We start from the raw sequence: 25,500 nt of genomic DNA on the forward strand, positions 1-25,500 counted from the left end.
CCGCTCGCGCGGGACAGGGCTCTTCATATCTTCGTATTGACGGCCGCGTCGGATTGGGCCGACGTCAGGTCAGTTCGAGCGAGTTGGTCAGAACCCATTCGGAGCTGATCGGGTTGGTGTTCTGCTCGGTGCGGTAGACCGACCGGAGCTCACGAAGGAGCGGATCGCGCTGCCAGGCCTGGACCTGCCGCATGACGTCGTCGTCGGCGAAGACCTTCGCCTTCTCCGCCAGGACGATGTCGACCAACTGCCCCGCCAGTTGGCGCAGCAACCGGTCGTTGGCGTCGAACCGTTCGGAGAACCTCGGGGAGACTCCCATCATCGCCCTGTGCAGGGTCTCCATGAAGTTCAGCGGTACGTACAGGTCGAAGAACTGGGCCGAGGCGACGTTGCCCTCCACCGACGCCCACTCGCGGAAGAACCGCTGAACCCGATTGCTGAGTTCGATCAAGCCCTCGAGGTACGGCACGACCTCGGGGTCGTCGGCCACGGTGACGAATCGACCGTTGGCGTAGAGGAAGCCCACGAAGCCCCAGTAGAACGCGATGTCCCAGACCACCTTGGCGGCCATCACGTTCGGCGTCCCCATCAGGGTGTACTGATCCCGGTAGATGGCGAGCCACATCTCGGTGAGCGACCGGAACAGCGAGTCGTCGATGGCCGATCGGGCCACCACGTCCTCGCCGTCGAGCTCGCGGGTGACCATGTCGGTGATGAGCCCGTTGCCGATGGCGACCAGGTCCAGGCCCGAGGAGTACAACGGGTCGAGGAAGATCCCGGCGTCACCGGTGATGGCCCATCGGTCGCGGCCGTCGAAGATCTTCGTCACGCCATGGCTGTACTTCTTCATGACGCGGAAGTCCATGATCACGTCGTCGTGCTTGGCGATCTCCGCCGCGCATTGCGGCTCGTGCTCTCGCAGCCACGCACGGGCCTTGTCCAGGCTGTTGAAGCCGTCGAAGGCGTGAAAGGCGGGGTCGGCGACGATCCCGACGCTGGTTGCACCCGAGGCGAGCCTGATCAACCAGACCCAATACCCCTCGCCCATGAGGTGATTGGTGGACATCGACCGGTCGCCCTCCACCAGGCGCGACTGCCACAGTGGGTCGTCGCTCCAGTTGCCGAGGTCGATCTCGGCCGCGACCCGGAACCACACGGCGTTGCAGTGATGTTCGTTGGGGAGCCTCAGGTCGAGCTGGCGGGGCAGTTTGCGCGTGCGCCCGGACGCGTCGACGACCCAGCGCGCCGTGGTGTCGGCCACTGCGTCACCGTTCTGCGTGGTGATCGTGTGCGGACGGCCGTCGGTGCCGAACTCCACCGAGCGGACCCGACTCTTGGAGAACTCGACACCCGCGGCGGTGCACCGGTCGGTGAGCTCGTTCTCGAGCCGACCCCGGTCGATTTGATAGGTGGGTTGCGGCACGAACCTCGAACTGCCGACTTCCATCCGCTGGGTGATGTCGGTGTTTCCGTCGTGGGAGAAGAACATGCGCAGACCCATCTTGCGGATCTGCGAGCTCGACAGGTGGTCGGCCAGACCGAGGCGTTCCCCGAGATACAGCGCGGAGACCTCGACGGTCGACTCGCCGACGGTGTGGGTGATCTCGGGGACCGGACGCGACGTCGGTTCGATGATCACGATTCGCGTCGCGGGGCGGGCGCGACGAATCTCCAGCGCCAGGGTCAGCGCGGCGATGCCACCTCCGATGACGGCGACGTCATGGTCGGCGGCCCTCTCGGCTGGGGCGCCGCGCTTGAGGGCGGTGTCCGACTCCGCCAACTGTGTCCTGATTCGTCGCGCCAATGCGGCCCGGGTCTCGGCGTTCAGCTGTGACACGTCCATGCATTCCCCTTCCTCGGTCGACGAGGATTCCCAGTTGGGCCGACGTTATCGGACCGGGAGGCCTCGGCTGGTGCGAACGGACGCCCGATACGTTTGCGGAGCCTCTCCCGCGATGGGTGGGCCGGGCGTTGATCTTGCTGCGTGGCGGTGGCGCCGCGGGCTACGCGCCCCTGCCTGGGGGCTTGCCTGACAGCGGCGACCGTCAGCGTTTCGTCACAACGAGGCGCCGTCACGGGGCCACCGTCGCCGGCTCCGCCACGACGCGGTGCCTGCCGTAGACGTATTCGAAGATGGGCGAGGCCATCAGGGTGGTGACGATGGCGACCAGCACCAGGATGGTGAACAGCGTGGGGCTGATGATGCCGGCCTCCAGCCCGATGTTGAGCAGGATCAGTCCGATCAGGCCGCGCGCGTTCATCAACGCGCCCAGCGCGACGGCCTCGCGCATCGGCACCTTCTTGACGCGCGCCGCGACCGTGCACGCGATGCCCTTGCCTGCGATCGCGACGAGCACCAGGCCCAGCGTCACCGCCCACAGCGTCGGCGTGTTCACCAATCCGATCTGGGTGTTCAGCCCGGAGTAGACGAAGAACATGGGCAGCAGGAACGTGGTGACGAGCGGTTCCAGCCGAGACGTCAGGTGCCGTTCGAAGAAGCCGGACGGCATCGCGACGCCAAGGATGAATGCGCCGAAGATGGCGTAGATGCCGATGACGTCGGTGAACCACGCGCAGGCCATCAGCAGGATCAGCACGACGCTGAGCATGGGTGGGGTGACGGTGCCGTGGCGTTCTGCCATCGGACCGAGCACACGTAGCGCCCGCCGGCCGATCGTCATGACCACCACGGTGTAGAGCACGCCGCCACCGATGGCGATGACGGCCATCATCGGGTCGTCCCTGTTCATGGCGAGCACGACGGCCAGGATGCACCAGGAGACGGCGTCGTCGGTGGCGCCGCAGGCCAGGGCCAGCGTGCCCAACGACGTTCCCGACAGCCCCTTTTCGAAGATGATGCGGGCCAGCATCGGGAAGGCGGTGATCGCGATCGCCGCGCCGAGGAACAGCATCGCCATCACCGGGGTGACGCCGTCTTCGAAGTAGTCCCCGGCGCTCAGCAGCGGCACGGCGACCAGCGCGCCCAGTGCCAGCGGCGCCAGGATGCCGGCCGCCGACACCGCCACCGCCGTCCCGGCTCGGTGCTTGATCAGTTCGACGTCGAAGTTGAGCCCGATGAGAAACATGTAGAGAACCAGCCCAATTTGGGCGACCGTGTAGAGCACCACGTTGGAGGGTCCCGGCGGAAACAGCGCCTGCTGTACGCCGGGGGCGATCTCGCCGAGGAGCGAGGGTCCGAGGACGACGCCGGCGATCATCTCGCCGACGACCTGCGGCTGTCCGACGCGCTTGGCGATGATCCCCACCACGCGGCACGTCGCGAGGATCACGGCCAGCTCCAGGAAGAAGTGGATCGCAGTACCTGCGGGCATGTCTGCTATTCGACCACGGGCGCCCTTCGGATGGGTTTGGGATTCAGCGCGGTCGGCGTCACCCCCACGGCGTGCCGTCGAGCCGCGTCACGACGTCGCCCAAGGGGCGCCGTGGCGTCGCCGGCAACGGGTCGGCGTTGACGGGCGGCCACCCGACGCGCACCAACATTTGGGGATGTTCGCCGTCGTCGAAGGCATCCGCCCGAATGGCGTTGCGCGTCTCGCTGAATTCCAACACCTCGGTGACGGAGCAGCTCGCCATGCCCAGCGACGTCGCCGTCAGGAGCACCACGCTGGTGGCCTCACCCGCCCGGAGTCGGCTCAGGTCGTCGTCGTCCACGGTGCCGAGGGCCAGCAACACGCCGTGATCGTCGGCGGGTTCCGCGCCGGTGGGTTGGGACAGCGTCGGGCCGGCGAACAGGCGGCTGGGCACCGGTGACCGCGAATTGGATTGCGGTGTGTTGCGCGCAGGCACTCCTGCGGTGGATCGGTGGCGGCCGCTCCATACCGTCAGCTCGCCGAGGTAGTCGGGATCGGTGGCATGGCGCCAGACCGCCTGCGCAATCGCGGCCCGCAGTTCCGTCGACGGGTCGACGCGTCGCATGACGATGCCCATCCTGGCGGCTCTCATCCCCATCGTCGCCACGTCGGCGTGTGCAACTGGCCAGCTACTGAAGTACCGACGGTCGGTGCGGCGCCGCGGAATCGCAGCCGCGAGCGCGACGTCCACCTCGCCGACGGAAACGGGCTGCAGCTCGATCGACGCCACGTGCGCGGGGTCGGCCGGATCGGGAAACCGGTGGACCTTGCCAGCCCAGCCCAGCGCGGCAAGGGCGACGACGCAGTGGTTGAGCGTTGCACCGCAGCTCACCATCGAGTCCCGACCATCGGGATCGGCATGGACGAGCTGCCTGGTGGGGTCGGAGTACAGGTGCAGACTCGTCGCGCCGACCTTCCAGCGCCACGGCTGGACGTTGTGCACCGACGGCGCACGTATCGCCAACGACAGGGCCGCATCAAGGGTCACGCGATCCGGGAAGTGCGTGTTCATTTCACCGTCACTCGACCTCTGAATCGAAGGGACACACGACCACCGGGACGCTGCAGTGGTGCAGCAGGTTGAGGCTCGTCGAGCCGAGGATCCGCTGACCGTGGGAACCCCCGTGGCGTCGCCCCACCACCACGAGTTGAGCGAATTTCGCGTGGATGTGCAGGGCGTGACTTGCCTTGGCGGACTCGCCAATGCGCGTGACGTCCACCCGCGCGTGGCGTTGGTGCCACGGCTCGATGAGCTCGTTGAGCCGCCGCCACTGCTCCTTGGTGTTCGCGTCCCAGTCAACCGTCATCGGGCGGTGCTTGTCGGCGAAGCCCTTCAGAGACCAGGAATGGACGACCCACAACGGGGCGTCGAGCCGATCGGCGAGTTCGAATGCCAGCCCAAGCGCGCCGCCGTCGCGTCCCGACCCGTCGACGCCAACCAGGATCGGCCGACGGGACGGCATGACCGCCTCTCCCCGCCACGCCACCACCGGGCATCTGGCCCCAGCCAGGGTGGCCAACGTGGTCGACCCGAGGAGTAGCGCGCCCACCGCGCTGACGTCGTCGCAGCCCAACACCAGAAGCGTCGCCGACTGACTCGCCGCGGCGAGCGCGTCGTCCGCCGACGCGGCGAGCGACTCGGTCGTCACCGGGAGCTCGGGGTGATCGGCGTGGACTGCCTCCAGCGCGGCCGCGAGGTACCGATCGGCCCACTCGTGGTGGTCGGCCATGGCTGCCGCACGTGCCGCCATGGCAAGCTCCGATGGGTTGTGTCCCAAATACGGTGTGGCCGTGACGATGTGCAACGCCACCTCGAGGCGACCGGCGAGCGCACCTGCCCAACGGGCGGCACCCACCGCACCGAGGGAGCCGTCGACCCCCACGACGATTGAGTTCCCGGGAACGTGTGTGCTGCCGGTGTCGTCCATCGTGCTCCAATGCGCTTCGGGCGGCCGTCGTCCACCTACCCGTCAATTCGACCAAATGCACCGACGGTCGCGGTAGGGCCGAATTCCCCTGGTCGTAGAGCCGTTCGCCCACGCCACGTTAGGCTTGTCGGGTCTCCCCAGTTCTGGAGGACGGAGGGCGGGCACGTGGGCGCAGATGACGGCGACTCGGTGTTCGCCGAGTTGGGCCAGAGCGGGCTGGTTGGCAGCATGCACGCTCAGCTCGACGAGATCGTCGCCTCACGTGACCGGATGGAACACCTGCTCCGGGTAATCGTCGGTCTGGCCTCCGATCTCGACCTCGACGCCACCCTGCACCGCATCGTGACCGCCGCGATGGAGCTGACGGGGGCTCGTTACGGCGCGTTGGGCGTTCGCGCCGCCGACGGCAGGTTGTTGTCCTTCCTGCACTCGGGCATCCCGCAAGACACCGCGGATCGGATCGGGCACCTGCCGGTGGGCGAGGGAGTCCTCGGAGTCCTGCTCGATGACCCAGAGCCCCTGCGCCTCGACGATCTGGGGGCCCACCCCGCGGCGGTGGGCTTCCCCGACGATCACCCACCGATGGGCGCGTTCCTCGGTGTGCCAATCACCATCCGCCAGATGACGTTTGGCAGTCTGTACCTGACCGAACCCACTGCTGGCCCGGTGTTCACCGACTCCGACGAAGTCGCCGCACGGGCCTTGGCGTCCGCCGCCGCGGTTGCCATCGACAACGCCCGACTATTCGACCGGGTACGCGTGACCGGCGAGTGGATGGAGGCCAGCAGATCGATCACCACGGCGCTGGTCTCCGAGATCGGTCCCGTGGCAAGGCCTTTGACGATGATAGCCGAGCGGGTGTGCGCGCTGACCGGCTCGGAGCAGGCGATCGTGCTGGTGCCAAGCGATGCCGATCTACCCGCCGACGAGGTCGAGACACTGGTGGTGTCCGCTGCCGTCGGGTTGATGGTCGAGGAGGTGATGGGGCAGCGGGTGCCGGTGGAGGGCTCGACGACCGGCGGGGTCTTCCGATCGGGGACACCGCTCATCACCGAGTCGCTTCGTCATCCCATCGAGGCGTTCACCAACGTCGGCGACCGGCCCGCAATCGTGATGCCGCTGCGGGCTCGTCGAAACCAAACGCTCGGCGTCCTCGTCGTGGCCCGCAACCAGAGCGACACGCCCTTCGACGCCGGCCTTCTCGATTTGGTGAGCGACTTCGCCGATCACGCCGCCGTCGCTCTGGTACTGGCCGAGAGCCGGGAGCAAGCGCGGGAACTGTCGGTGATCTCCGATCGCGAGCGCATTGCCCATGACCTTCATGACCACGTCATCCAGCGGCTGTTCGCCGCAGGATTGGACCTCCAGGGCACGATTGCCCGCTCACGATCCCCCGAGGTCACGCAACGGTTGAGTCGCACGGTCGACGAACTGCAGGGCACCATCGACGAGATCCGCAGCAGGATCTTCGCCCTTCAATCCCCCGCGACCGAGATCGGCCTTCGGCAGAGCGTGCAGGACGCCGTCGCCGCCCTCACCGACAACTGCGACATCGAGACGACGGTGCGGACGTCCGGCCCGCTGAGCGTGGTCGGTGCCGAAGTCGCCGAGCACGCGACATCTGTCGTCAACGAGGCCGTCAGCAACGCCGTTCGGCATTCCGGCGCCAAGCACCTGACCGTGCAGGTCGACGTCGCCGACGAGCTCACCGTCGACGTCACCGACGACGGCTGCGGAATGAGTCCTCACAACACCAGACGGAGCGGATTGGCGAACATGCAGCGTCGAGCCGAATTGCTCGGCGGCGGTTGCCATGTCGAGGATGCGACCCACGGGGGCACACGCGTGCACTGGTTCGTGCCCCTCGACAGGCCCTAGCCCGTCGGCCGGCTCGCCCCCCGAGACGAACCGACGACGTTGGGAAGGACCTTCGGCCCTGTCCGGCCGCGCCTCGACCGAAATATGATCGGAGAAAACCGACGGCTGGACACCACTGGAAAGGGCGTAGCCATGGTCACGGTGTTCCTCGTCGACGATCACGAAGTCGTTCGGCGCGGTCTGATCGACTTGCTCGGAGCCGATCCCGATCTCGACGTCATCGGTGAAGCAGGCACCGTCGCGGAGGCGATGGCGCGAATTCCTGCGCTGCGGCCCGACGTTGCCGTGCTGGACGTACGCCTACCCGATGGCAACGGCATCGAGTTGTGCCGCGATCTCCTGTCGCGGCTACCCGAGCTGCGCTGTTTGATGCTGACGTCCTTCACCTCCGACGAGGCGATGCTCGACGCCATCCTGGCGGGAGCGAGTGGCTTCGTCGTCAAGGACATCAAGGGGATGGAGCTCGCCAAGGCCATCAAGGACGTTGGTGCGGGACGATCGCTGCTCGACAATCGGGCGGCGGCGGCCTTGATGGCGAAGTTGCGCGGAGCCCCCGCAGCAGCGGACCCGCTGGGAGCGCTCACCGCCCAGGAGCGCATCTTGCTGGACCTTCTTGGCGAGGGTCTGACCAACCGACAGATCGCCGCGCGAATGTTCCTTGCCGAGAAGACGGTCAAGAACTACGTATCGCGGCTGCTGGCCAAGCTCGGCATGCAGCGGCGCACTCAAGCGGCGGTCTTCGCCTCGAAACACGGTGACCAAGGGCGGGGCGCGAGGTGACCTTCTGCCCTGCCGCCGGGTGATCGAACGGACGTAGCGTTCGACGAGGCCACTCATACGGGAGCAGACACCATGCCAGAGTTCAGTCGACCGGCTCCTTCGGTGGTGGTTGGCGTCGACGGATCACGTTCGGCCTTGATCGCAGTGTCCTGGGCCACCGAGGAGGCCGTCTCAAGGGGCGTTCCGCTGCGACTGGTGGCGGTGGTCGACCAGGACTCGGCGTCCGGCGTCGAAGCGGTACTGCGACATGCCGTCTCCGTCGCCGAGTCAGAGGATGAGCGTGTCAAGGCCGACGTGGAGATCCTGCTTGGACGACCTGCCGACCAGTTGCTCCAGACAAGCCGGGAGGCAGCCATGCTCTGCATCGGCGCCGTCGGAACCGCGGGCGCCACGTCTGGGCGCCTCGGCTCGACGGCGGTCGAACTCGCCGCTCGCGCACATTGCCCGGTGGCGATCATTCGCGGATCGAGTCCATTTCGGGCTCAGGCAAAGTCAATCGTCGTGGAGCTCGACAGCTCTCCCGACGGCGACGGACTGTTGCAGCTCGGCGTCGACGAAGCCCTGCTGCGCCACGCACCACTGGTCGTCATCTCCGTCTGGCGTCCAAGCATCACCGACTTGCACGACACACACGCCGTCGCGGAACAGAACCGGAGAATTCGGGCTCAGGTGAACCGCCGCCTGGCCTGCACCCGACGGCGGCACCCGGAGCTCGACGTGCAGCCCGTTACCGCGCACGGGACCCTGCTGAACTACCTCTCCCACCACGCCAGCTCGATACAGCTGGTTCTCGTCGGCCGCCGACGGGCCCGGGGCGTCGCCGAGATGATTGGATTGCCAAGTCACGCGGCTCTTCACAACACGGACTGCTCAGTGCTGGTATGCGATCAGCACGGCACGCTCTGAAGCTCGCACGAACCATGACCGTCCCGCCCTTGTGTCCGCGGATCTTGCGAAAGAGACTGTGCGAATCTCACTTTGGCTAGCCTAGGTTAGCTGGCGAGTGAATCACTCGATCGCTAGCGTTGGGCCGGTGTCGACGAATCCGCATCCCGCCGAGCCACACCTGGGCTCGTTGTCCTCGAAGCTGAACTGGCTGCGCGCAGGGGTCTTGGGTGCCAACGACGGGATCGTCTCCACCGCGGGCATCGTGGTCGGAGTGGCCGCGTCGGCGACGTCGTCGGGTCCGATCTTGACCGCCGGCGTCGCAGGACTCGTGGCCGGGGCGGTCTCGATGGCATTGGGAGAGTATGTTTCCGTGAGTTCGCAGCGTGACACCGAGCGTGCGCTGCTCGTCAAGGAGCGCGCCGAGTTGCGCGACGACCCGGTGGCCGAATTGGACGAGCTCGCAGCCCTCTACGAGGCCAAGGGGTTGTCGACGGCCACCGCACGTACCGTGGCCGAGGAGCTCACCGATCACGATGCGTTCGCCGCCCACGTCGACGTAGAGCTGGGGATCGATCCGACCGATCTGACCAACCCCTGGCAGGCCGCGCTGTCCTCGGCGCTGTCGTTCACCGTCGGCGCACTTCTGCCCCTCATCGCAATCCTTCTGCCGCCGCATGCATTTCGCGTACCCGTGACCGTTGCGGCCGTGCTGGTGGCTCTCGTCATCACCGGGGCTGCGTCGGCCGCCCTCGGCAATGCCCCCAAACGACGTGCGGTCGCCCGCAACGTCATCGGCGGCGGACTTGCCCTGGCCATCACCTACGTCATCGGACACCTCGTCGGTGCCGCCATCGCCTGAACGCGCGGCTGGGACTTTAGTCCCTCGTGCACCGGTCGTTGTGCTCTCGCCGGCGTGCCCGGCCGATCCCTAGGTTTGGACCATGACCTATGTGATCGGGACCGGTTGTGTCGACGTCATGGACAAGTCCTGTGTGCCGGAATGCCCCGTGGACTGCATCTACGAGGGTGACCGTTCGCTCTACATCAACCCTGACGAGTGCGTGGATTGCGGTGCCTGCAGCGTGATCTGCCGGGTCGACGCGATCTTCTACGAGACGGATCTTCCCGACGACGAACGACGACACCTCGCCGACAACGAAGCGTTCTTCAGCCACACCCTTCCCGGCCGTGACGCGCCGTTGGGGTCACCCGACGGCGCCGCCAAGCTCGGCCGGGTCGGAGTCGACACCCCGCTCGTCGCGAGTCTGCCGCGACGGGAAGGATCCTCGTGCCCAAAGCCGTAGTGCCCAGCGGGGTGATGTCCGCTGCCGTGCACCTTGCGTGCCGCGCACCGTCGTTTCACAACAGTCAGCCCTGGCGGTTCGTCGGGGAGGGAGGAAGTCTCCTCCACCTCTTCCTCGACCGGGACCGCCTCGTGGAGACCGATTCATCGGGCCGGCAGGCCCTCATCAGCTGCGGGGCGGTGCTCGACCATCTCAGGGTCGCAATGGCGGCCGCCGGTTGGAGCGCCGACGTCGACTACTACCCCAATCCCGGCGACACCACCCACCTGGCCACGGTGCACTTCGACCCGATGCAGTTCGTCACCGACGGGCACCGCCGCCGCGCCGACGCGATGCTGGCGAGACGAACCGACCGGCTGCCCTTCGTCGAGCCCGGACGCTGGGACGACTTCGCCCCACTTCTGCTGCTCGCCGTCGACGGCGATCTGGCGCACGTGGACGTGCTGCCGGAGGATGCTCGCGGCCGGCTCGCCGAGGCATCTGGCCTGACCGAGGCCCTCCGCCTTTACGATTCGCCCTACCACGCCGAGCTCGCCTGGTGGACAGGCCCGTTCGCCACACACGACGGGATACCGCAGAGCTCACTGGTGTCCGCAGCCGAGAGCGACCGCGTCGACGTCGGTCGTACCTTTCCGGTGACCCATCACCGAGATCGACGTAGCCAAGTGGCGGAGGATCATTCGACGATCCTGGTCCTCTCCGCGCTCGGTGACACGCGCCGCGACGTTCTCAGGTGTGGAGAGGCGCTTTCGGCGACACTGCTGGAGGCCACGATGGCCGGCCTGTCGACGTGCCCCCTGACTCATCTGACCGAGGTGCCCGCCACCCGAGAGATGGTCACCGTCCTCACCGGACAACCACTGCCCCAGGTGCTGATTCGGGTCGGATTGGTCCCGGCACTCGACGACGTGCCGCCACCTACGCCCCGGCGCCCGCTCGCGGACGTGCTGTCCTGGCAGCCGGCGGTAGCCAAGATCCCGCGGTAAACGGCGGCGCCCCAGTCAACCGTGTGGCGTGATGACGGCGCGTCCCTGGACCTTTCCGTCGTGCAGCAGTTGGTAGACATTGGCCGCCTCGTCGAGAGTGAAGTGTTCGACGAGCATCCGGATCTTGCCGGTCTCGGCGAGCTCGATGACCTCGATCAGCTCCGGGATGGATCCCCAGAACGGTGACGCGACGGCGCATTCGTGAGGTGGGCTGGAGAAGTTGACGGGCAGTGCCGCGTTGCCGACGCCGACGATGGTGAGGTGTCCGAGCACGCGTGCCACCTGAGCGGCCATGGTCAGGGTCGCGGTGACCCCAACCAGGTCGAGAACCAGTTCGGCTCCCTGACCCTTGGTCATGTCCTTGATGCGTGTGATGGCGGCGTCACCGGAGACGAGCGCCTCATCGGCACCCATGCTTTTGGCGATCTTCAGCTTGTCCTCCGAAGTGTCCACCGCGACAACGGTCGTCGCACCAGACAGCGCCTTGAGGACCTGGATCGCCATCTGCCCGAGACCGCCGGCGCCGATGACCACGGCCGTCGAGCCGGGTCCGAGCAGATGCACCGATCGCTTGACGGCGTGGTAACTGGTGAGCCCGGCGTCGCTGAGCGGTGCAGCTTCCCGGGGATCCAGATCGCCGAGGGGAATGAGGTAGCGGGTCGACGGGAGGAGGAGGTACTCGGCCATCCCGCCGTCGGTACCACCGAGACCACCTGGGCTCGGTAAACCCGTTGTCTGGCAATAGTTCTCCATGCCTTGGCGACAATTCATGCAGAGGCCACAGCCCCATGGCCCGTACACGATGACGGCGTCACCGGACGCGAACCCGGTGGTGCCCGGCCCCAACCTCTCGACCCACCCCGCGTTCTCGTGACCCAGGGTGAAGGGGGGCGCGAACGACCTGGACCCCGCGGGAAGTTCGAGCAGGTGCAGGTCGGAGTGGCAGGCCCCCGCACCGCCGACCTTGACCAGCACCTCCCCCGGCCCCGGTTCGGGTACCGGCACGTCCCGGACTTCGCCGGGCCGTTGCCATTCGACGAAGCGAAAGGCCTTCACCTCAGTCGACGATGCGGTCGAAGGCGACCTCGAGGTGACGCGGTCCGCGGAACACCTGGCTCTGCCGATACGGCGGCGGGTCGACGACGAGACGCGGGTTCTCGACCCGGCGCAGGAAGTTCTCCACCGCGAGGTTGACCTCCAGGCGCGCCAGCGGACCACCCATGCAGGTGTGAATGCCACTGCCCCAACCGAAGTGCTGGTTGTTGCGGCGCAGCGGGTCGAACGTGGCCGGATCCGGGAACATCTCCGGGTCACGGTTGGCGGCGCCGTACATCAGGTGCACCACCGACCCGGCCGGGATGACGGTCCCGCCGACCTCGATGTCGGCGGTGGCGCTGCGGCTCGGGAAGAACTGCACGGCCGACTGCAGCCGTTGGACCTCCTCGATGGCGCGGGGAATCAGCTCGGGCCGGTTGCGCAGCAGGTCGACCGATTCGGGGTGGCGCAGCAGCGTCAGAACGCAATGGGCAATGGTGTTGACCGTCGAGTCGTGTCCGGCAATGAGGAGCAACACCGCGTTGGACGCCGCCTCGGCGGGCGCCATTGGTCCGTCCGGACCGTCGTCGTTGACCAGCTTGGAGAGAAGCCCCTCGCCTGGTGTCGTCAGGTAGCCCTGTATCAGGTCGGCCAGATACTGCGAGAGTTCGGCGGTGCTTTGCTTGCCCTTGGCGGCGCGGGCCTGGCCTTCCTCGGTGGTTGCTTCCGGCCCGAGGTCGAGGCCGGCCATGAAGTCGAAGATCCAGGCGTGGAACGTGGGCTCGTCGTCGAGCGGGATGCCCAGCAACTGGCAGATCACGGCCACCGGCACGGGGTATGCGTAGTCGTCGACGACGTCGAAGACGTTGGCGCCCAGCGCTTCGATGCTCCGAGCCTTGATCCCGTCCAGCAACTCGTCGCAGAGCCGCTGGATGTCGGGCTCCATGTTGGGGATGACGTCGGGTGAGTGCGGCGGTGCGAAGTGCCGCATCACTTGGCGCCTGGCCCGGTCGTGATCGGGTGGATCGGACATGATGATGGTCTTGGCGCGGCCGTAGGCATCGATGTCCTCTGCGCCCGGCTGTCCCGTCGCCGACGCCGCTCTGAGCGGGCTGCGGCTGATGTCGGAACTGACCCGCGGATCGTGCGCGAGCGCCATCAGTTCGCGGTACCCGGTGACGACGTAGGTGCGGTCGGCCACTTGGACGACGGGGGTCTGTCGTAGTTGGTCGAAGAACTCGTACGGGTCGTGGCGATTCTCGAACTTCATCGCCTCAGCCCATGCGGTTTCCGCAGTCGTCATGACGTCCCCTTGCCTGCGGGTTGGCGGACCTTGGGGAGGTACTCGGCACCCCGGGAGGTCGGATCATGCCCGGTGAGAACGACATCCGGGATTCCGGTCGGTGCGCGCGGATCACCGAAGCGGGCCGACATCGGGACGGAATTGGTCGGTACGTCGTAGCCCGGCGGCGGTGGCGGAAACGGGGCCGAGCGTTCGATGAGGTCGGCGTAGTAGGGCAGCCACTTGCCGTGGTTGAACGTGAGCGCGCCGACGATGCGGCCGTTCTTGCCGAACGCCGCGGCGAAGCGCAGATCCTCCACCGACCCCTGGGTGAAGACGATTTCGTCGCCAAATGAGCACACGCCGACGCCCTTGATGTTGACGCCGAATTGGCCCGACCAGAACTGCGGCAGCGGCAGGTGTGGGCGGCGACCCATCTCCAGGTGAACCATGTTGTGCGCCGCGGTTTGAGCGCCGAGGACGGCGGCGTCGACGTGTTCGATGGCCATGAACTGGTACTCGTAGAGCACGTGCGGTGCGCGGGCGACGTCGCCTGCGACGAAGACGTTGTCGGTCACCACGCCGTTGACGTCGAACGCGCGGCACCCCGCGTCGCAGGCCACGCCCCAGAATCCGGCGGCGAGGTCGGCGCCGTCCAACCATTCGATGTTGCGCACCGAGCCCAGGGACGCGACCACGACGTCGACGTCCAGCACGGTGCCGTCGGACAACCGTGCCTGCCGGACGTGACCGTCGGCGTCGCCGGTGAGCGCCTCGACGGCCACGCCGATGCGAAGGTCGACTCCGGCGTCGCGCTGCATCTTGGCGGCGATGTCGCCGATGACCCCGCCCAGCGGGCCCACCAGCGGTGCGCTGGATCTTTCCGCCACGGTCACGTCAAGGCCGAGATCGCGGCACACCGAGGCCATCTCCGAGCCGATGAACCCGGCGCCGACGATGAGCACCCGCTTCGGCCTTGCCTTGAGGGCGGCCTGCAACTCCGCGGCGTCGTCACACGTGCGCAGCGTGTACAGACCCTTGAGCGTGGCCTCCTCGGCGTTGAACCACGCCCGTGACCGCACGCCGGTGGCGATCAGCACCCTGTCGTAGGGCACCCGATCGCCGTTGGCCAGCACCACTTCTCGGTTGGCGCGGTCCAGCGCGGTGGCCGCGACCCCGAGGCGCCAGTCCGCGTCGACCTCGCGCAACCGGGGCAGCTTGGTGTTGCCCGCAGGCACCCAGCCCTTCAGCACCTGCTTGGACAGTGGCGGCCGGTCGTACGGTTCGTGGACTTCGTCGCCGATGATGGTCAGCGAACCGGTGAATCCCTCGTCGCGTAGCGCTTCGGCGGCGCGCAGACCCGTCAGTGACGCGCCGACGATGACGATCCTGCCGGTCGCCTTGAAGCTGGCGACGATGTCGGCGATCAACGAGGCGGTCACGTCGTCGACCTGTCCGCCGGTGGATCCATCTCGGCGACGATGGCCTGCACCGGGCAGGACGCCACGGCCCGCGCCACCCTTTGCCGTTGGGAGTCATCGGGATTCGGATCGTAGGCGAGCACCTCCTCGCCGTTGAGCTGGAGCACCTCCGGCGCCAGCGGGACGCATTGCGCATACCCCAGGCAACGGTTCAGGTCGACGACGATGCGCATTCTGGGCCCCTCCCCACCGGTGCTGCCGACGGTACTCAGGACCCGGGTCCGGTATGCGGTTTTCGACACTTGCCCGAGGAAGCCGCTTGATGACAATGATTGTCGACAAGAGGTCACATGGACGGTACCGTGAGCCGGAACTCTATTGACAATGATTTTCAACAAGGAGCCGTTAATGCGCACTCCGGTGGTCCTGGTCTGCGGCCAGGCCGGTGCGAACACCGTCACCGACGCCTTGCTCGCGCATCCGGGCACGGCCGTCGTCGAGCACGAGTTCGACGGCCAGGTGGTGCGCCGATGGGTCGCAATCATGCGTCAAGGCAAGGTGTCCCGCAGCGAGGTGGCCTTGGAACTCACCACGGGCTGCGTGTCGTGCACGACGCGCGACGACCTGCTGGTGCTGCTGCGCCGGGTCCATCGCCGCGACGACGTGCACCGCATCGTCGTACTCCTCGCGCCGTGGACGGAGCCCGAATCCATCTGCCACGCAATCAATCACGTGCCGGTGCGAGTCGGCGTGGGCTACCTCGACGGTCCCGCGGCCCGCGACGTCGAGATCAGCGCCGTGGTCGCCTGCCTGGACACCGAGTCGTGGCGGGGACAGGCGCTCGGCGACGACGAGCTGCCCGACGGCCGCCCCGTCGCCCAAGTCGTCGTCGATCAGGCCGAATTCGCCGACGTCCTCGTCCTCACCGAGCCCGAACACACGACCATCGCCATTCTCAAGCGGCTGGCGCCGCGTGCCCGCATCACCGTGGGCCACCGGCACCTGGAGATCGCACTTCGCCATCTGCACCCGCTGGCGCGGCGGGGTGCCGACGGCGACCCGCACGAACCGCTCCTGGCGGGCGAACCTCCGCTGGCCCCGGACGGCGACGTGGCGCTGACGGAGTTCTCGGCGCAGCGGCCGTTTCACCCATGGCGGCTGCACGCCGCGCTCGACGTGCTCCTCGACGGGGTCGTCCGAGCGCGCGGGCGCATCTGGTTGGCTCCGCAGCCCGACAACGTCGTGTGGGTCGAGTCGGCGGGCGGCGGTCTGCGCGTGGCGAACACCGGCCCGTGGCTGGCCGCGATGGACGCCGACGAGTTGGCAGACGTCGATCCGGAACGGAAGGCCGTCGCCGCCATGCGGTGGGACCCGGAACATGGTGACCGCCAGACGTCGATGACGATCCTCTCCTGCGGAGCCCGGCCGGCCGAGATCAGCGCCGCCCTGCACGACGCCCTCCTCACCGACGACGAGTTCCGTCGGCCATGGGAGTGGGACCAGTACGCCGACCCGTTCGGCGACTGGCACGAGGACCCGTGTGACTCGACACCCGAGTTGCACGACGAGGTGGCCGCACGCGGCACTTACGAAGGAGACGACGAGTGAAACCAGGCATCCACCCCGACTACCACCCGGTGGTGTTCCAGGACGGCAACACCGGTACGCGCTTTCTGACGAGGTCGACGGTCACCAGTTCCCGCACGGTCGACTGGCCGACCCCCGACGGCATCAAGACCTATCCCCTTGTCGTCGTGGATGTTTCGTCAGACTCGCATCCGTTTTGGACGGGTTCTCAACGCCACAACGACACCGCGGGCCAGATCGAGAAGTTCCGCCGTCGCTACGGAACCCGCGAACGGTAGTCCCGACCGGCGTCGAGTCGCGGGCCCTCTCAATGGGTGTGGGTGACGCCCCACGCGGGCAGCGGGTCGTGGTAGGTCAGCCACTCCCGCTGGCCCGCCGCGACTTCGGCGTCGGTCAGCAGGGCGGACTCGAACTGGTCGTGCACCAGGGCACGGTCCAGCCGGACCCCGATGATGACGATCTCCTGCCCTGGCGCGAACTCCGCCGTGGCCCACGGCTGCGCCGGCTCGATCACCAGGTTGGGCCCGGCCTGGGACCAGATCGCGGCAATCAGAGGGCGGCTGGCGATCCAGCAAAATCCCTTGCTACGCAACAGTCCCGTGACGTTCTCCAACACCCGCGCCAACCGGTCCGGATGAAACGGACGATTGGCGCGGAACGTCATGCTGCTGATGCCGTACTCCTCCGTTTCGGGCGTGTGCCCTTCGGCGATCTCCTCGTCCCATCCGGGCGCGGATTCCGCGAGCACGGGATCGAACAGGCCGGTGTCGAGGACGGCCTCCAGCGGCACCACACCGTGATTGGTGCGGGTGATCCGAGCCGTCGGATTCAGCCGACGCAGTATCGTTTCGACCGTCCCGCAGGCACTTTCACTCACCAAGTCGGTCTTGTTGAGCAGTATCACGTCGGCGAACTCCACCTGGTCGACCAGCAGATCGGAGATGCTGCGACCGTCCTCGTCGGCGGCCGCCAAGCCCCGCTCGGTGAGCGCGTCCCCGCGGGCGAGTTCGAGCAGGAACGTCGAGGCGTCGACCACGGTGACCATGGTGTCGAGCCGGGCCACCCGAGACAGCGCGAATCCGTCGTCGAACTCCCAACCGAACGTCGCCGCCACCGGCATCGGCTCGGAGATCCCGGTCGACTCGATCACCAGGTGGTCGAACCTGTTCTGCGCGGCCAAGTCCCTGACCGCGTCGACCAAGTCCTCGCGCAGGGTGCAGCAGATGCATCCGTTGGTCAGTTCGACGAGCTTTTCCTGGGTGCGATCCAGGTGGCCTTGACCGGCGATCAGGGCGGCGTCGATGTTGACCTCGCTCATGTCGTTGACGATCACGGCGACCTTGCGTCCGTCGCGGTTGGCCAGAAGGTGGTTCAGCAGGGTGGTCTTGCCGGCCCCGAGGAAGCCGGACAGGACGGTTACGGGCAGGCGTCGAGACTCGACCGAAGGCATCCGTTAATGATAATGGTTTTCATTAAGCCTGTCACGCCGGCGTGCGCGAACCACCCGTGTCGACCGACTTCGGTTGCAGCAGAGCGCCGGCGGGTTCGGCAGGCGCGACGCCGCCCGGGCGGGTCGGGTGGTCGAGCACGTCCGCGACGCGACGGCCGCGGTGGTCAAGCAGCCACACCGCCAACCAGATGCCGCAGGCGACGGTGACGATGAGGAAGCTGGGCGGCACGTTGAACATCGCCGACGCCCCGAGCCCGAGCCAGACCGAACACACGCTGATCGCGGCGGAGATCGCCATGGCAAGGGACGGACGCGGGGTCAGCATGATGCCCGTGGCTGCGGGCGTGACCAACAACGCGAACAGCAGCAGCGTGCCGACGGCCTGCACCGCCATCGTCACGGCCAGCGCGAGCAGCAGCATGAACACGACCGAAAGCGCCCGCACCGGAACGCCCTTCGCCTCGGCGACGGGAGCGTTGATCGAGCTGTACAGCAGGGGCCGGTAGATCAACCCGACGCACAACATCAGCACCAGGAAGAGAACCGAGAAGCCGATCAGCTGCTCGTGCGAGATCGCCAGCAGGTTGCCGAACAAGACGTTCGTCATCGTGCTGGAACTCTTGGTCGCCAGAGAGTTGAAGAACAGGCCGAGCCCCGTCGCGAACGCCAACGTCGTCCCCGTCACGACGTCGCGGTCGGAGGCACGTTTGCCCAACGCGCCGATGACCAGCGCCCCGCCTGCACAGAACACGGCCAGACCGAGGACGGGCGGAATGCCGAGCAGCACCGCACCCGTCGCGCCGGGCAACCCCATGTGGGCAAGGGCGTGCGCGGCAAAGGCGTTGCGGCGCACCACGATGAAGTAGCCCATCAACCCAGAGGCCAGCGCCACGACGGTCCCACCGATCAGGGCGTTGCGCATGAAGGGCGACCCGAGGATCGACCACCAATCCTGCTGATAGGCGATGGCCACCAACTGAGTCGTCACGGCACGCTCCTCATGTACATCTCGCCCTGCGGGGTGTGTACCACCCGAATGGGGGTGCCGTACAGGTGGCTGAGCAGCGCGTCGTCGACGACGTCGGTCATCGTGGCGTAGTGCGGATGCCCGTCGAGCAGATAGATGGCGCTGTCGAGCAAGCTCAGCAGCGGGTTGAGATCGTGCGCGACGACCAGAATGGTCACCCCCAACTCGCGATGCAGCCGCGCCAACAGCGCGACGATCTCGCCCTGACTGCGCAGATCGAGGGACGCCAGCGGTTCGTCCAGGATCAGCATCCGCGGCTTGGATACCAACGCTTCGGCGATGGCGATGCGCTGGCGCTGCCCGCCCGACAGCAGTGCCAACCGACGGTCGGCGAACTCTGTTGCGTCGACCGCGGCCAGGGTCTCCTCGACGGTCTGGCGTTGTGTGGCAGTCGCCCGGCCGAACGCCCAGCGCCGGCCGGTCAGCCCGAGCATCACCACGTCGCGGGCGCGGATCGCCTCGCCCGCGGTGGCGGCGTAATCCTGCGGGACGTAGCCGATGCCGTCGTTGTCCTCGCCGGGCTTGCGGCCGAAGACGCGCACCTCACCCGACGCGGGCGGAACGAGGCCCAGGATCATGTGCAGGAGGGTGGTCTTGCCGGCTCCGTTGGCGCCGATCAGGGCGACGATGCCGCCTGCGGGCACCTCGAACGTCGCGTCGGACCAGATCAACCGCCGTCCGCGAACTGCGCTGACGTCGGTGAACGCCAGCGCAACGGAATCCTGCTCGGACTTAGGTCGAGACACCCAGCGCCTTCGCCAGGGCGGTGAGCTGACCGTCCTGCCACGCCTCGAACGAGGTCTGTCCGGGCGGGACGGTCTCCGTGACGTCGACGACGGGGACGCCGGCCTGCTCGGCCGCGGTGCGGATCTGTTCGGGGATCGAGCCCTCGGTCTGGGTGTTGTACATCAGGACGTCGACCTGCTTGTCCGCGAGCGCAGTGGTGAACGCGGCGATGTCGGCCGGTGACGGGTCGGACTCGTTGGCAGAGGCCCGCTGGTAGCCCTCGGGGGTCTTGTTGACCAGCCCCATTGCTTCGGCCTGGTAGTCGAAGATGCCTTCGGTGGCCGCGTAGGACTTGCCCGACGCGCCCGCCTTGATCTTGGCGATCAGGTCGTCGTACGGCTTCAACGTCGTGGTGAGAGCTTGACGACGCTCGCCGAAGTAGCTCGCGGCCTGTGGGTCGAGCTTGCTCAGCTCCGCGGTCACCGCGTCGGCGACGGCGGTCACCGCGGTGGGGCTGTACCAAAGGTGCGGGTTGGCGCCGTCGGCGGTCTTGGTGACGTCGGACGCGCTGACCACGGGGGCAGCGGCCGCCGAGGACGCGGCCAGCTTCGAGGCCCAGGCGTCGTAGTCCGCACCGTTCACGACGACCATCTTCGCGCCTGCGAAGGAGGCGGCGTCGGCGGGTGAGGGTTCGTAGTCATGCGGGTCGACCGACGAGCCGGCCAGGATCGTCTTGACCTTGGCGCAGGCGCCGCCGAGCTCGGAGACGATGTCACCCCACTGGTCGACGCTCACCACTACGTCCAGCGGCGCGGACGGGCACGGCTCGCTGCTCGTCGTGCCGGCTCCGGCCGCGGCGGCGGTCGACGACGACGGGGAAGGCGTGGATTGATCCGAGCCGCAGGCGGCGAGCGCGCCGGTGAGGGTCAGCGCGAGGGCGGCGGCGAGTGGCGCCGAGCGGTACAGCGAACGAGTCATGGCGAGAACGATAATCGTTTCCAATAGCCTCGCGCCAGTCGGCATGGACATTCACAGCGACTCACGAGCCGGCGTCGCGGCGCTGTTTGCATTTTCAGCCCGTCGCGCTACAGTCGGTCTTATTGACAATCATTTCCATTAAGTGACGGCAACAACACACCGTCCCTGAGGCATGAAGGAGGAAATCCGTTGGCCAGCACAGACATCCGACCCGTCGTCAAACTTCGTTCGACGGCCGGGACGGGCTACACCTACGTCACCCGCAAGAACCGCCGCAACGATCCGGATCGCTTGGTCATGCGGAAGTACGACCCCGTGATCCGCAGACACGTCGACTTCCGCGAGGAGCGCTGATGGCCAAGAAGTCCAAGATCGTCAAGAACGACCAACGCCGAGTGATCGTGGCGCGTCATGCCGAGCGACGCGCGGAGCTCAAGCGCATCATCCGATCGCCCGAAACCACTGTCGCACTGCGCATTCAGGCACAGACCGAGCTGGCCCGTCAACCAAGGGACGCCAGCCCCGTCCGAGTGCGCAACCGCGACTCCGTCGACGGCCGACCACGGGGGCACCTACGCAAGTTCGGCCTGTCCCGAGTGCGGGTGCGGGAGCTCGCCCACGACGGCCAGCTGCCCGGGATACGAAAGGCGAGTTGGTAGATGGCGCGCACGAAGCCAGCACGCGTCCGGTCGAGCCGCGGCGGGGAGAACAAGCCCGCCAAGCGCAATGCGCTGAAGGCCCTCGGCGTCGACTCCGTGGACTACAAGGACACCGCGAGGCTGCGGACGTTCATCTCCGACCGGGGCAAGATCCGGTCGCGCGCCGTGACGGGGTTGACCGTCCAGCAGCAGCGGCAGATCGCCATCGCCATCAAGAACGCTCGCGAGATGGCGCTGCTGCCCTACCCCGGCCAATCCCCGCGGTGACTGCTAGCTCGTCGGCGGGCAGAGGTCGCGGCCCCGGTCGACCATCCTGGGGCTGATCGGGACGGGCACCGGCTGCCGCTGGTCGTCGATTGGGACGTAACCGGGACTCAAGACCGCCTTGACGTCCTGATAGTGACCGAGCCATCTGGCGTCGTCGGTGAGCGCGTACTCCGTACCGTCGGCCGTGAACGTCACCCAGTCCGGCGGGTGGCACGTCAGGACGCCGCGGTCGACGGTGAAGGGCCAGGAATGCACCAGTGCCGTCAGGGTCAAGGCCGTGCACACCCGCGTCCCCATTCCGCGAGTTTAACGAGCGGGGGTTTGCTGCGCGGCGCACACGCGGACCATAAGTAGACTGCCGGACGTCGTAGCCGCCCCGGCAACGAGCCGTTCTCAAGTTAGCCGGTCAGCGTGGGGGCACATTGGGTCTCCAGGTACCGACGACATGGTCCACGATCGGCTCTGCCATACGACCCGCCTCCGCTTGCACACTCGACGGCAAGGACGCAGCCGCCCGCTCGAATGCGCCAGGAATCTTGGCTCGGAGGTCGTCGACCCAAGCCACCGCCCGATCCCCGGATATCCCGAGCCGGCGGCCGACCTTGCTCCAATCAGAACGGTTGACGTCCAACATCTTCCAGTGCTCGCCGATCTTCATCGACGACCTGAGGCGGTCACGGTGGGTATAGGGCGCAGCGGAGGCGACGTCGTAGAGCGGCGCAATCTGCGCGCGGGAGCCGATGAGGACGACCGAGTAGTTCTTTGCGTGAGCGTCCGTCCCACCGATGAGGACGTTGTAGGCCAGCGATTTGAAGAATCGCTCGGCGTTCACGTCGCGGTCCTCGATGGGAAGCCTGCCGAGGAGGTCGGCGATCTCACCTACCCCGGGCCCACCATCGGATTGGTACTTCAGGCTGGGGTGCACCGACAGCGCTTGGCACATGTCTTCCTGATGGACGCGGCGCCACCTCGCCCCGTCGCGGCGGCGGTCGTATCGAGTAGACATCAGTACCTGGACGTCTCCGATCTGCACGATTTCGGAGGTGGCGGCAAGCAATCCGAGTTGACGCGCAGCGCGCAGGCACAGCGTCTCGTTGACATGGTGCCGTGCGTATTCGGCAATTGCAGGCTTGACGATGACGGTTGTGGGTGTGGAGTCGCGCGGGACGCCGAATCGTCCAGATGCCGGATCCCGGAACAGGGCAATCTTCGGTTGAGCGCCGGCCAGGCTCCATCGGCCGCCGAACTTACCTGGATCCCAGTCGGATTGGTGAGAAGCGAGACGCCCAACGAGGTCCTCCAAGTCGCCTTGGCTGAGCCATTCGACGTCACCGGTTCGAGTACCCGCGTCGGCCGAGTCGTCGTCGGGCAGAAGAATCTGGACTGCGCCGGCCGCGTCCCGGCCGACGTGAGTGAGCAAGGCGAAGGGGTTGTTGGGCGACACGTTGTACTCACGGCCCCACCGCTGCCGCGCCCCTTCACTGTCGGGCAGCAGGCCTTCGAGGTAAGCACGGACAGCCTTGTCACGGTGCCGTCCTGACAGGACGGGCAACGACAGCGACAAGGGCGTCGGGTCGGCCTGGTCGACGTACCGCTCGTCGTACAAGAAGCCGAGCGAGCCCTGGGTGGACTGCGTCAGCGTCCCCGCCGGTGTTCCGTCCAGGTAGACCCGCAGCGTCCTGATTGCCATCAGGGCTCGTTCGTCCCGAAGAGCGCGTCGAATGGGTCAACTTTCGCCTCGGCTTCCGGCTTGCCCTGAGGATCTTTCCGACGCGCGGCAAGCGGGATGTCGAGGATGGTTGCGTCGAGGTTCACGCCGACGAGCCGGAGGGCGTCAAGCACCCGTTGCGCTTCGAGCCGTGGATGACCTTTTTCCAGTCGAACCACCCAGTCTCGACTCATGTGTAGTCGCGCAGCCAGGTCGGCCTGTGTCATTCCACGGGCTGTGCGTGCCTTGCGAACGAGAGCACCAAGATCGCCCATCGTCCTGATTTCCATCGCAGACTCCATGTCGTCGTTCGGCAACATTTCGGATTGTAGCCGTTCGACGTCTTTTGCAAAAGACTGCGTTCTACGACTTATCGCACGTCAGAGTCATGCCATCCGATCCGTTCGACGGCCCCGTATGCGCCAACAGTCGTCAGTACCCGAAGTAGACCGCCGCCATGTCGTCTCCGCCGTGACCGGCCTCGCTGGCGGCGTCGAAGGCAGCACGGACACCGTCGATCAACACCGTGGACAGTCCGGCTGCCTCGATCGCGTCGCGGATCAGCCCGGTGTCCTTGCGGACGCCGTCGACGCTGAACTGCGGGGCAAACGACGACTCCAAAATCGCCTTGCCCTTCATCTGCAGGTACGGCGAACCCGCCGCGGCCCCGTCGAACGCGTCGAGCATCAGCTGCTGATCCACGCCGAGGCCCTTGGCGAGGGCGAGCGACTGGCCGACGGCCGCGGCCAGTGCACCGATCCACGCGTTGCAGACCAGCTTGAGCTTGGATCCGAGACCGAGCTCGTCACCCACCCAGATCGTCTTGGCCGCCATCGCGTCGAACGCCGGCTGCACCTTCTCGCGCAGCGCGGGGTCACCGGAGGCCAACATGACCAGCTTGCCCTGCTCGGCGGGCGCCTTGGTGCCGAGCACCGGACAGTCCAAGAACGCGACGCCATGCTCAGCGGCGAGCGCCGCGGTCTGGGCGGCACCGTCGACGCCGACGGTCGCGCACTGCACGAAGACCGCGTCCTGCTTCATGGCCGGCAGCACCGTGGCCATCAATTCGAGCGTCGCCGCGGCGTCGAACAGCATCGCCACCACGACGTCGGCGTCGGCGACCGCCGCGGTGGGATCGAGGGCGACGGTGGCACCGTCGTCGGCCAGCGGTTCCGCCCGCTCGACCGTGCGGTTCCAGACCGTCACCTCGATGTCCTCGCGCAACAACGACTGCGCCATCCCCGCGCCCATGGCGCCCATACCCAGAACCGTCACTCGCATGAGAGCCATTCTGCCCACACCCTGACCTGGAGCCTCGGACTGCGGGTATGCAGCGGTAACTTCGCCCGGTCCGCGCCACCGGCGCAGCGCCCGTTAGCCTGGCTTTGCGGCGCGGTGCCGCGTTTGCCAGGAGGATTACCCATGCGCACTCTCAGCGTGGCCACACTCGCCACGGTTGCCACCATCTTCGGTTCGTCGGGCATAGCGGCGGCGGCGCCAAAGGACTACTGCGCCGACCTCAAGGGCGCCAACACCGGCACCTCGTGCGTCATCCAGCTCGCCGACCCCGCGTACGGCGTGAGCATCAGCATTCCGCAGGACTACCCCGACCAGAAGTCGGTCTCCGACTACGTGTCCCAGACGCGCGACGCGTTCCTCAACGTGGCCAAGTCCGGAGCGACGCGCACGGCACCGTACCAGTTGACCGCCACGCCAACGGAATACACCTCGGCGGTTCCGCCGCGTGGCTCGCAGGCCGTGGTGTTCAGGGTGACCCAGAGCCTCGGCGACGGGACCTCGAAGACGACCTTCAAGGCGTTCAACTGGGACCAGACCTATCGCAAGACGATCACCTACACCGCCGCACCGGACGACAAACTGAACACGCCGCTGTGGCGGGTCGACGATCCGCTGCCGACCGTCGCCCCGATCGTCGCGGCCGAGCTGCAGAAGCAGTTGGCACCGCCGCCGGTGGCGCCCCCGACGCCGCCCGCGGAGGCGGGACAGCCGGTGACGCCCACGCCGACCACCGCGCCGCCACCGCCGCCCGCACCGTTGCCGATCTCGTCGACGGCGCTCTACAACCCGGCCAACTATCAGAACTTCGCGGTGGTCAACGACGGGGTGATCTTCTTCTTCGACCAGGGCGTGTTGCTGCCCGACTCGGCTGGGCCGCTGCAGGTCCTGGTGCCACGGTCGGCGATCGACCCGATGATCGCCTAGAG

At 67.2% G+C, this 25,500-nt stretch carries 28 protein-coding genes; 12 read left to right on the forward strand and 16 right to left on the reverse strand.

All coding sequences use genetic code 11. The annotated features are described in order from the left end of the window. Positions 1-64 precede the first annotated feature (64 nt). The 4 genes from ASD37_RS18330 to ASD37_RS18345 form a co-directional block, all read right to left on the reverse strand. Positions 65-1,843 carry an NAD(P)/FAD-dependent oxidoreductase gene (locus tag ASD37_RS18330; protein ID WP_056554317.1) on the reverse strand — a complete coding sequence of 593 codons (1,779 nt, stop codon included), beginning with the start codon at positions 1,841-1,843 and terminating at the stop codon, positions 65-67. Between the two features lie 229 nt (positions 1,844-2,072). Next, positions 2,073-3,332 (reverse strand): cation:proton antiporter, encoded by a 1,260-nt coding sequence (locus tag ASD37_RS18335; RefSeq protein WP_056554320.1) that lies wholly within the window; start codon positions 3,330-3,332, stop codon positions 2,073-2,075. 58 nt (positions 3,333-3,390) lie between these two features. Further along, positions 3,391-4,383, reverse strand: a complete 993-nt coding sequence (locus ASD37_RS18340; protein WP_056554323.1) for an NAD(P)H nitroreductase — start codon at positions 4,381-4,383, stop codon at positions 3,391-3,393. Positions 4,384-4,390: 7 nt separating this feature from the next. Continuing rightward, positions 4,391-5,299, reverse strand: coding sequence for a universal stress protein (locus tag ASD37_RS18345; RefSeq protein WP_056554326.1), 909 nt, complete (start codon positions 5,297-5,299; stop codon positions 4,391-4,393). A 228-nt stretch (positions 5,300-5,527) separates the two neighbouring features. Between ASD37_RS18345 and ASD37_RS18350 the strand changes: the two genes are divergently transcribed. The 6 genes from ASD37_RS18350 (at position 5,528) to ASD37_RS18375 (ending at position 11,135) form a co-directional block, all read left to right on the forward strand. After that, positions 5,528-7,177, forward strand: a complete 1,650-nt coding sequence (locus tag ASD37_RS18350; RefSeq protein ID WP_156720984.1) for a GAF domain-containing protein — start codon at positions 5,528-5,530, stop codon at positions 7,175-7,177. Positions 7,178-7,309: 132 nt separating this feature from the next. After that, positions 7,310-7,957 carry a response regulator transcription factor gene (locus tag ASD37_RS18355; RefSeq protein WP_056555432.1) on the forward strand — a complete coding sequence of 216 codons (648 nt, stop codon included), beginning with the start codon at positions 7,310-7,312 and terminating at the stop codon, positions 7,955-7,957. A 72-nt stretch (positions 7,958-8,029) separates the two neighbouring features. After that, positions 8,030-8,863, forward strand: a complete 834-nt coding sequence (locus ASD37_RS18360) for a universal stress protein (protein ID WP_082570233.1) — start codon at positions 8,030-8,032, stop codon at positions 8,861-8,863. Positions 8,864-8,990: 127 nt separating this feature from the next. After that, positions 8,991-9,704 carry a VIT family protein gene (locus ASD37_RS18365; RefSeq protein WP_056554332.1) on the forward strand — a complete coding sequence of 238 codons (714 nt, stop codon included), beginning with the start codon at positions 8,991-8,993 and terminating at the stop codon, positions 9,702-9,704. Between the two features lie 82 nt (positions 9,705-9,786). Further along, positions 9,787-10,149: a ferredoxin gene (fdxA, locus tag ASD37_RS18370; RefSeq protein WP_056554335.1), complete on the forward strand. Its 363-nt coding sequence runs from the start codon at positions 9,787-9,789 to the stop codon at positions 10,147-10,149. Beyond that, complete coding sequence (locus tag ASD37_RS18375; protein ID WP_156720959.1) at positions 10,134-11,135, forward strand: NAD(P)H nitroreductase; 1,002 nt, start codon at positions 10,134-10,136, stop codon at positions 11,133-11,135. Before fdxA ends, ASD37_RS18375 begins: the two co-directional genes overlap by 16 nt. A 15-nt stretch (positions 11,136-11,150) precedes the next feature. On the opposite strand, the gene ASD37_RS18380 is transcribed toward ASD37_RS18375, so the two are convergent. Genes ASD37_RS18380 through ASD37_RS18395 form a run of 4 tightly spaced genes read right to left on the reverse strand, consistent with a single transcriptional unit; the run spans position 11,151 to position 15,106 of the window. Beyond that, positions 11,151-12,191, reverse strand: coding sequence for an NAD(P)-dependent alcohol dehydrogenase (locus ASD37_RS18380; protein ID WP_056554338.1), 1,041 nt, complete (start codon positions 12,189-12,191; stop codon positions 11,151-11,153). Position 12,192: 1 nt separating this feature from the next. Further along, positions 12,193-13,473, reverse strand: coding sequence for a cytochrome P450 (locus tag ASD37_RS18385; RefSeq protein ID WP_056554341.1), 1,281 nt, complete (start codon positions 13,471-13,473; stop codon positions 12,193-12,195). Continuing rightward, complete coding sequence (locus tag ASD37_RS18390; protein ID WP_056554345.1) at positions 13,470-14,894, reverse strand: NAD(P)/FAD-dependent oxidoreductase; 1,425 nt, start codon at positions 14,892-14,894, stop codon at positions 13,470-13,472. Before ASD37_RS18390 ends, ASD37_RS18385 begins: the two co-directional genes overlap by 4 nt. Continuing rightward, on the reverse strand, positions 14,891-15,106 hold the full coding sequence (locus ASD37_RS18395) for a ferredoxin (RefSeq protein ID WP_056554348.1): 216 nt from the start codon (positions 15,104-15,106) through the stop codon (positions 14,891-14,893). Before ASD37_RS18395 ends, ASD37_RS18390 begins: the two co-directional genes overlap by 4 nt. Positions 15,107-15,281: 175 nt before the next feature. On the opposite strand from ASD37_RS18395, the gene mrf reads away from it, so the two are divergent. Then, a complete protein-coding gene (mrf, locus tag ASD37_RS18400) occupies positions 15,282-16,481 on the forward strand; it encodes a ribosome hibernation factor-recruiting GTPase MRF (RefSeq protein ID WP_056554351.1) in 1,200 nt (399 codons plus the stop codon). Next, the gene (locus tag ASD37_RS18405) at positions 16,478-16,738 is read left to right on the forward strand and encodes a type B 50S ribosomal protein L31 (protein ID WP_056554354.1); all 261 of its coding nucleotides are present in this window, start codon (positions 16,478-16,480) and stop codon (positions 16,736-16,738) included. Before mrf ends, ASD37_RS18405 begins: the two co-directional genes overlap by 4 nt. A 29-nt stretch (positions 16,739-16,767) precedes the next feature. Here ASD37_RS18405 and ASD37_RS18410 read toward each other — a convergent pair whose 3' ends face one another. From ASD37_RS18410 to ASD37_RS18425, 4 genes are all read right to left on the reverse strand, one after another. Continuing rightward, a complete protein-coding gene (locus ASD37_RS18410; RefSeq protein ID WP_056554357.1) occupies positions 16,768-17,910 on the reverse strand; it encodes a GTP-binding protein in 1,143 nt (380 codons plus the stop codon). Between the two features lie 31 nt (positions 17,911-17,941). After that, positions 17,942-18,832 carry a metal ABC transporter permease gene (locus ASD37_RS18415; protein ID WP_200959941.1) on the reverse strand — a complete coding sequence of 297 codons (891 nt, stop codon included), beginning with the start codon at positions 18,830-18,832 and terminating at the stop codon, positions 17,942-17,944. Positions 18,833-18,894: 62 nt separating this feature from the next. Beyond that, entirely contained in the window at positions 18,895-19,683 is a 789-nt protein-coding gene (locus ASD37_RS18420; protein WP_056554364.1) for a metal ABC transporter ATP-binding protein, read from the reverse strand. Further along, positions 19,670-20,461, reverse strand: a complete 792-nt coding sequence (locus ASD37_RS18425) for a metal ABC transporter solute-binding protein, Zn/Mn family (RefSeq protein ID WP_200959942.1) — start codon at positions 20,459-20,461, stop codon at positions 19,670-19,672. The genes ASD37_RS18420 and ASD37_RS18425 overlap by 14 nt, the downstream gene beginning before the upstream one ends. A gap of 369 nt (positions 20,462-20,830) precedes the next feature. Here ASD37_RS18425 and rpmG point away from each other — a divergent pair, with 369 nt between their 5' ends. From rpmG to rpsR, 3 genes are read left to right on the forward strand one after another with little or no spacing between them, the layout of a single operon-like run. Beyond that, a complete protein-coding gene (gene rpmG / locus ASD37_RS18430) occupies positions 20,831-20,995 on the forward strand; it encodes a 50S ribosomal protein L33 (protein ID WP_056554370.1) in 165 nt (54 codons plus the stop codon). Continuing rightward, positions 20,995-21,300 carry a 30S ribosomal protein S14 gene (rpsN, locus tag ASD37_RS18435; protein ID WP_056554372.1) on the forward strand — a complete coding sequence of 102 codons (306 nt, stop codon included), beginning with the start codon at positions 20,995-20,997 and terminating at the stop codon, positions 21,298-21,300. Before rpmG ends, rpsN begins: the two co-directional genes overlap by 1 nt. Beyond that, positions 21,301-21,567: a 30S ribosomal protein S18 gene (gene rpsR / locus ASD37_RS18440; RefSeq protein ID WP_056554375.1), complete on the forward strand. Its 267-nt coding sequence runs from the start codon at positions 21,301-21,303 to the stop codon at positions 21,565-21,567. Positions 21,568-21,570: 3 nt separating this feature from the next. Here the strand turns inward: rpsR and ASD37_RS18445 are convergent, their stop codons facing one another. From ASD37_RS18445 to ASD37_RS18460, 4 genes are all read right to left on the reverse strand, one after another. Beyond that, positions 21,571-21,864 (reverse strand): hypothetical protein, encoded by a 294-nt coding sequence (locus tag ASD37_RS18445; RefSeq protein ID WP_056554377.1) that lies wholly within the window; start codon positions 21,862-21,864, stop codon positions 21,571-21,573. Positions 21,865-21,973: 109 nt separating this feature from the next. Further along, positions 21,974-23,257, reverse strand: a complete 1,284-nt coding sequence (locus ASD37_RS18450) for a type II toxin-antitoxin system HipA family toxin (protein ID WP_056554380.1) — start codon at positions 23,255-23,257, stop codon at positions 21,974-21,976. Beyond that, positions 23,257-23,595 carry a helix-turn-helix domain-containing protein gene (locus tag ASD37_RS31020; protein ID WP_200959924.1) on the reverse strand — a complete coding sequence of 113 codons (339 nt, stop codon included), beginning with the start codon at positions 23,593-23,595 and terminating at the stop codon, positions 23,257-23,259. The genes ASD37_RS18450 and ASD37_RS31020 overlap by 1 nt, the downstream gene beginning before the upstream one ends. Positions 23,596-23,707: 112 nt before the next feature. After that, positions 23,708-24,556: an NAD(P)-dependent oxidoreductase gene (locus tag ASD37_RS18460; protein ID WP_056554382.1), complete on the reverse strand. Its 849-nt coding sequence runs from the start codon at positions 24,554-24,556 to the stop codon at positions 23,708-23,710. Positions 24,557-24,697: 141 nt separating this feature from the next. Here ASD37_RS18460 and ASD37_RS18465 point away from each other — a divergent pair, with 141 nt between their 5' ends. Further along, positions 24,698-25,498 carry an RsiV family protein gene (locus ASD37_RS18465; RefSeq protein WP_056554385.1) on the forward strand — a complete coding sequence of 267 codons (801 nt, stop codon included), beginning with the start codon at positions 24,698-24,700 and terminating at the stop codon, positions 25,496-25,498. Positions 25,499-25,500 lie beyond the last annotated feature (2 nt).

Source organism: Mycobacterium sp. Root135 (assembly GCF_001426545.1).
Lineage (GTDB): Bacteria > Actinomycetota > Actinomycetes > Mycobacteriales > Mycobacteriaceae > Mycobacterium.

Coding starts and splice junctions, on each gene's coding strand:
- ASD37_RS18330 (WP_056554317.1), bottom strand. CDS start 1,843: ATGGACGTGTCACAGCTGAACGCCGAGACCCGGGCCGCATTGGCGCGA.
- ASD37_RS18335 (WP_056554320.1), bottom strand. CDS start 3,332: ATGCCCGCAGGTACTGCGATCCACTTCTTCCTGGAGCTGGCCGTGATC.
- ASD37_RS18340 (WP_056554323.1), bottom strand. CDS start 4,383: ATGAACACGCACTTCCCGGATCGCGTGACCCTTGATGCGGCCCTGTCG.
- ASD37_RS18345 (WP_056554326.1), bottom strand. CDS start 5,299: ATGGACGACACCGGCAGCACACACGTTCCCGGGAACTCAATCGTCGTG.
- ASD37_RS18350 (WP_156720984.1), top strand. CDS start 5,528: ATGCACGCTCAGCTCGACGAGATCGTCGCCTCACGTGACCGGATGGAA.
- ASD37_RS18355 (WP_056555432.1), top strand. CDS start 7,310: ATGGTCACGGTGTTCCTCGTCGACGATCACGAAGTCGTTCGGCGCGGT.
- ASD37_RS18360 (WP_082570233.1), top strand. CDS start 8,030: ATGCCAGAGTTCAGTCGACCGGCTCCTTCGGTGGTGGTTGGCGTCGAC.
- fdxA (WP_056554335.1), top strand. CDS start 9,787: ATGACCTATGTGATCGGGACCGGTTGTGTCGACGTCATGGACAAGTCC.
- ASD37_RS18385 (WP_056554341.1), bottom strand. CDS start 13,473: ATGACGACTGCGGAAACCGCATGGGCTGAGGCGATGAAGTTCGAGAAT.
- ASD37_RS18395 (WP_056554348.1), bottom strand. CDS start 15,106: ATGCGCATCGTCGTCGACCTGAACCGTTGCCTGGGGTATGCGCAATGC.
- mrf (WP_056554351.1), top strand. CDS start 15,282: ATGCGCACTCCGGTGGTCCTGGTCTGCGGCCAGGCCGGTGCGAACACC.
- ASD37_RS18410 (WP_056554357.1), bottom strand. CDS start 17,910: ATGCCTTCGGTCGAGTCTCGACGCCTGCCCGTAACCGTCCTGTCCGGC.
- ASD37_RS18415 (WP_200959941.1), bottom strand. CDS start 18,832: ATGCGCAACGCCCTGATCGGTGGGACCGTCGTGGCGCTGGCCTCTGGG.
- rpsN (WP_056554372.1), top strand. CDS start 20,995: ATGGCCAAGAAGTCCAAGATCGTCAAGAACGACCAACGCCGAGTGATC.
- rpsR (WP_056554375.1), top strand. CDS start 21,301: ATGGCGCGCACGAAGCCAGCACGCGTCCGGTCGAGCCGCGGCGGGGAG.
- ASD37_RS18445 (WP_056554377.1), bottom strand. CDS start 21,864: ATGGGGACGCGGGTGTGCACGGCCTTGACCCTGACGGCACTGGTGCAT.
- ASD37_RS18450 (WP_056554380.1), bottom strand. CDS start 23,257: ATGGCAATCAGGACGCTGCGGGTCTACCTGGACGGAACACCGGCGGGG.
- ASD37_RS31020 (WP_200959924.1), bottom strand. CDS start 23,595: ATGTTGCCGAACGACGACATGGAGTCTGCGATGGAAATCAGGACGATG.
- ASD37_RS18460 (WP_056554382.1), bottom strand. CDS start 24,556: ATGCGAGTGACGGTTCTGGGTATGGGCGCCATGGGCGCGGGGATGGCG.
- ASD37_RS18465 (WP_056554385.1), top strand. CDS start 24,698: ATGCGCACTCTCAGCGTGGCCACACTCGCCACGGTTGCCACCATCTTC.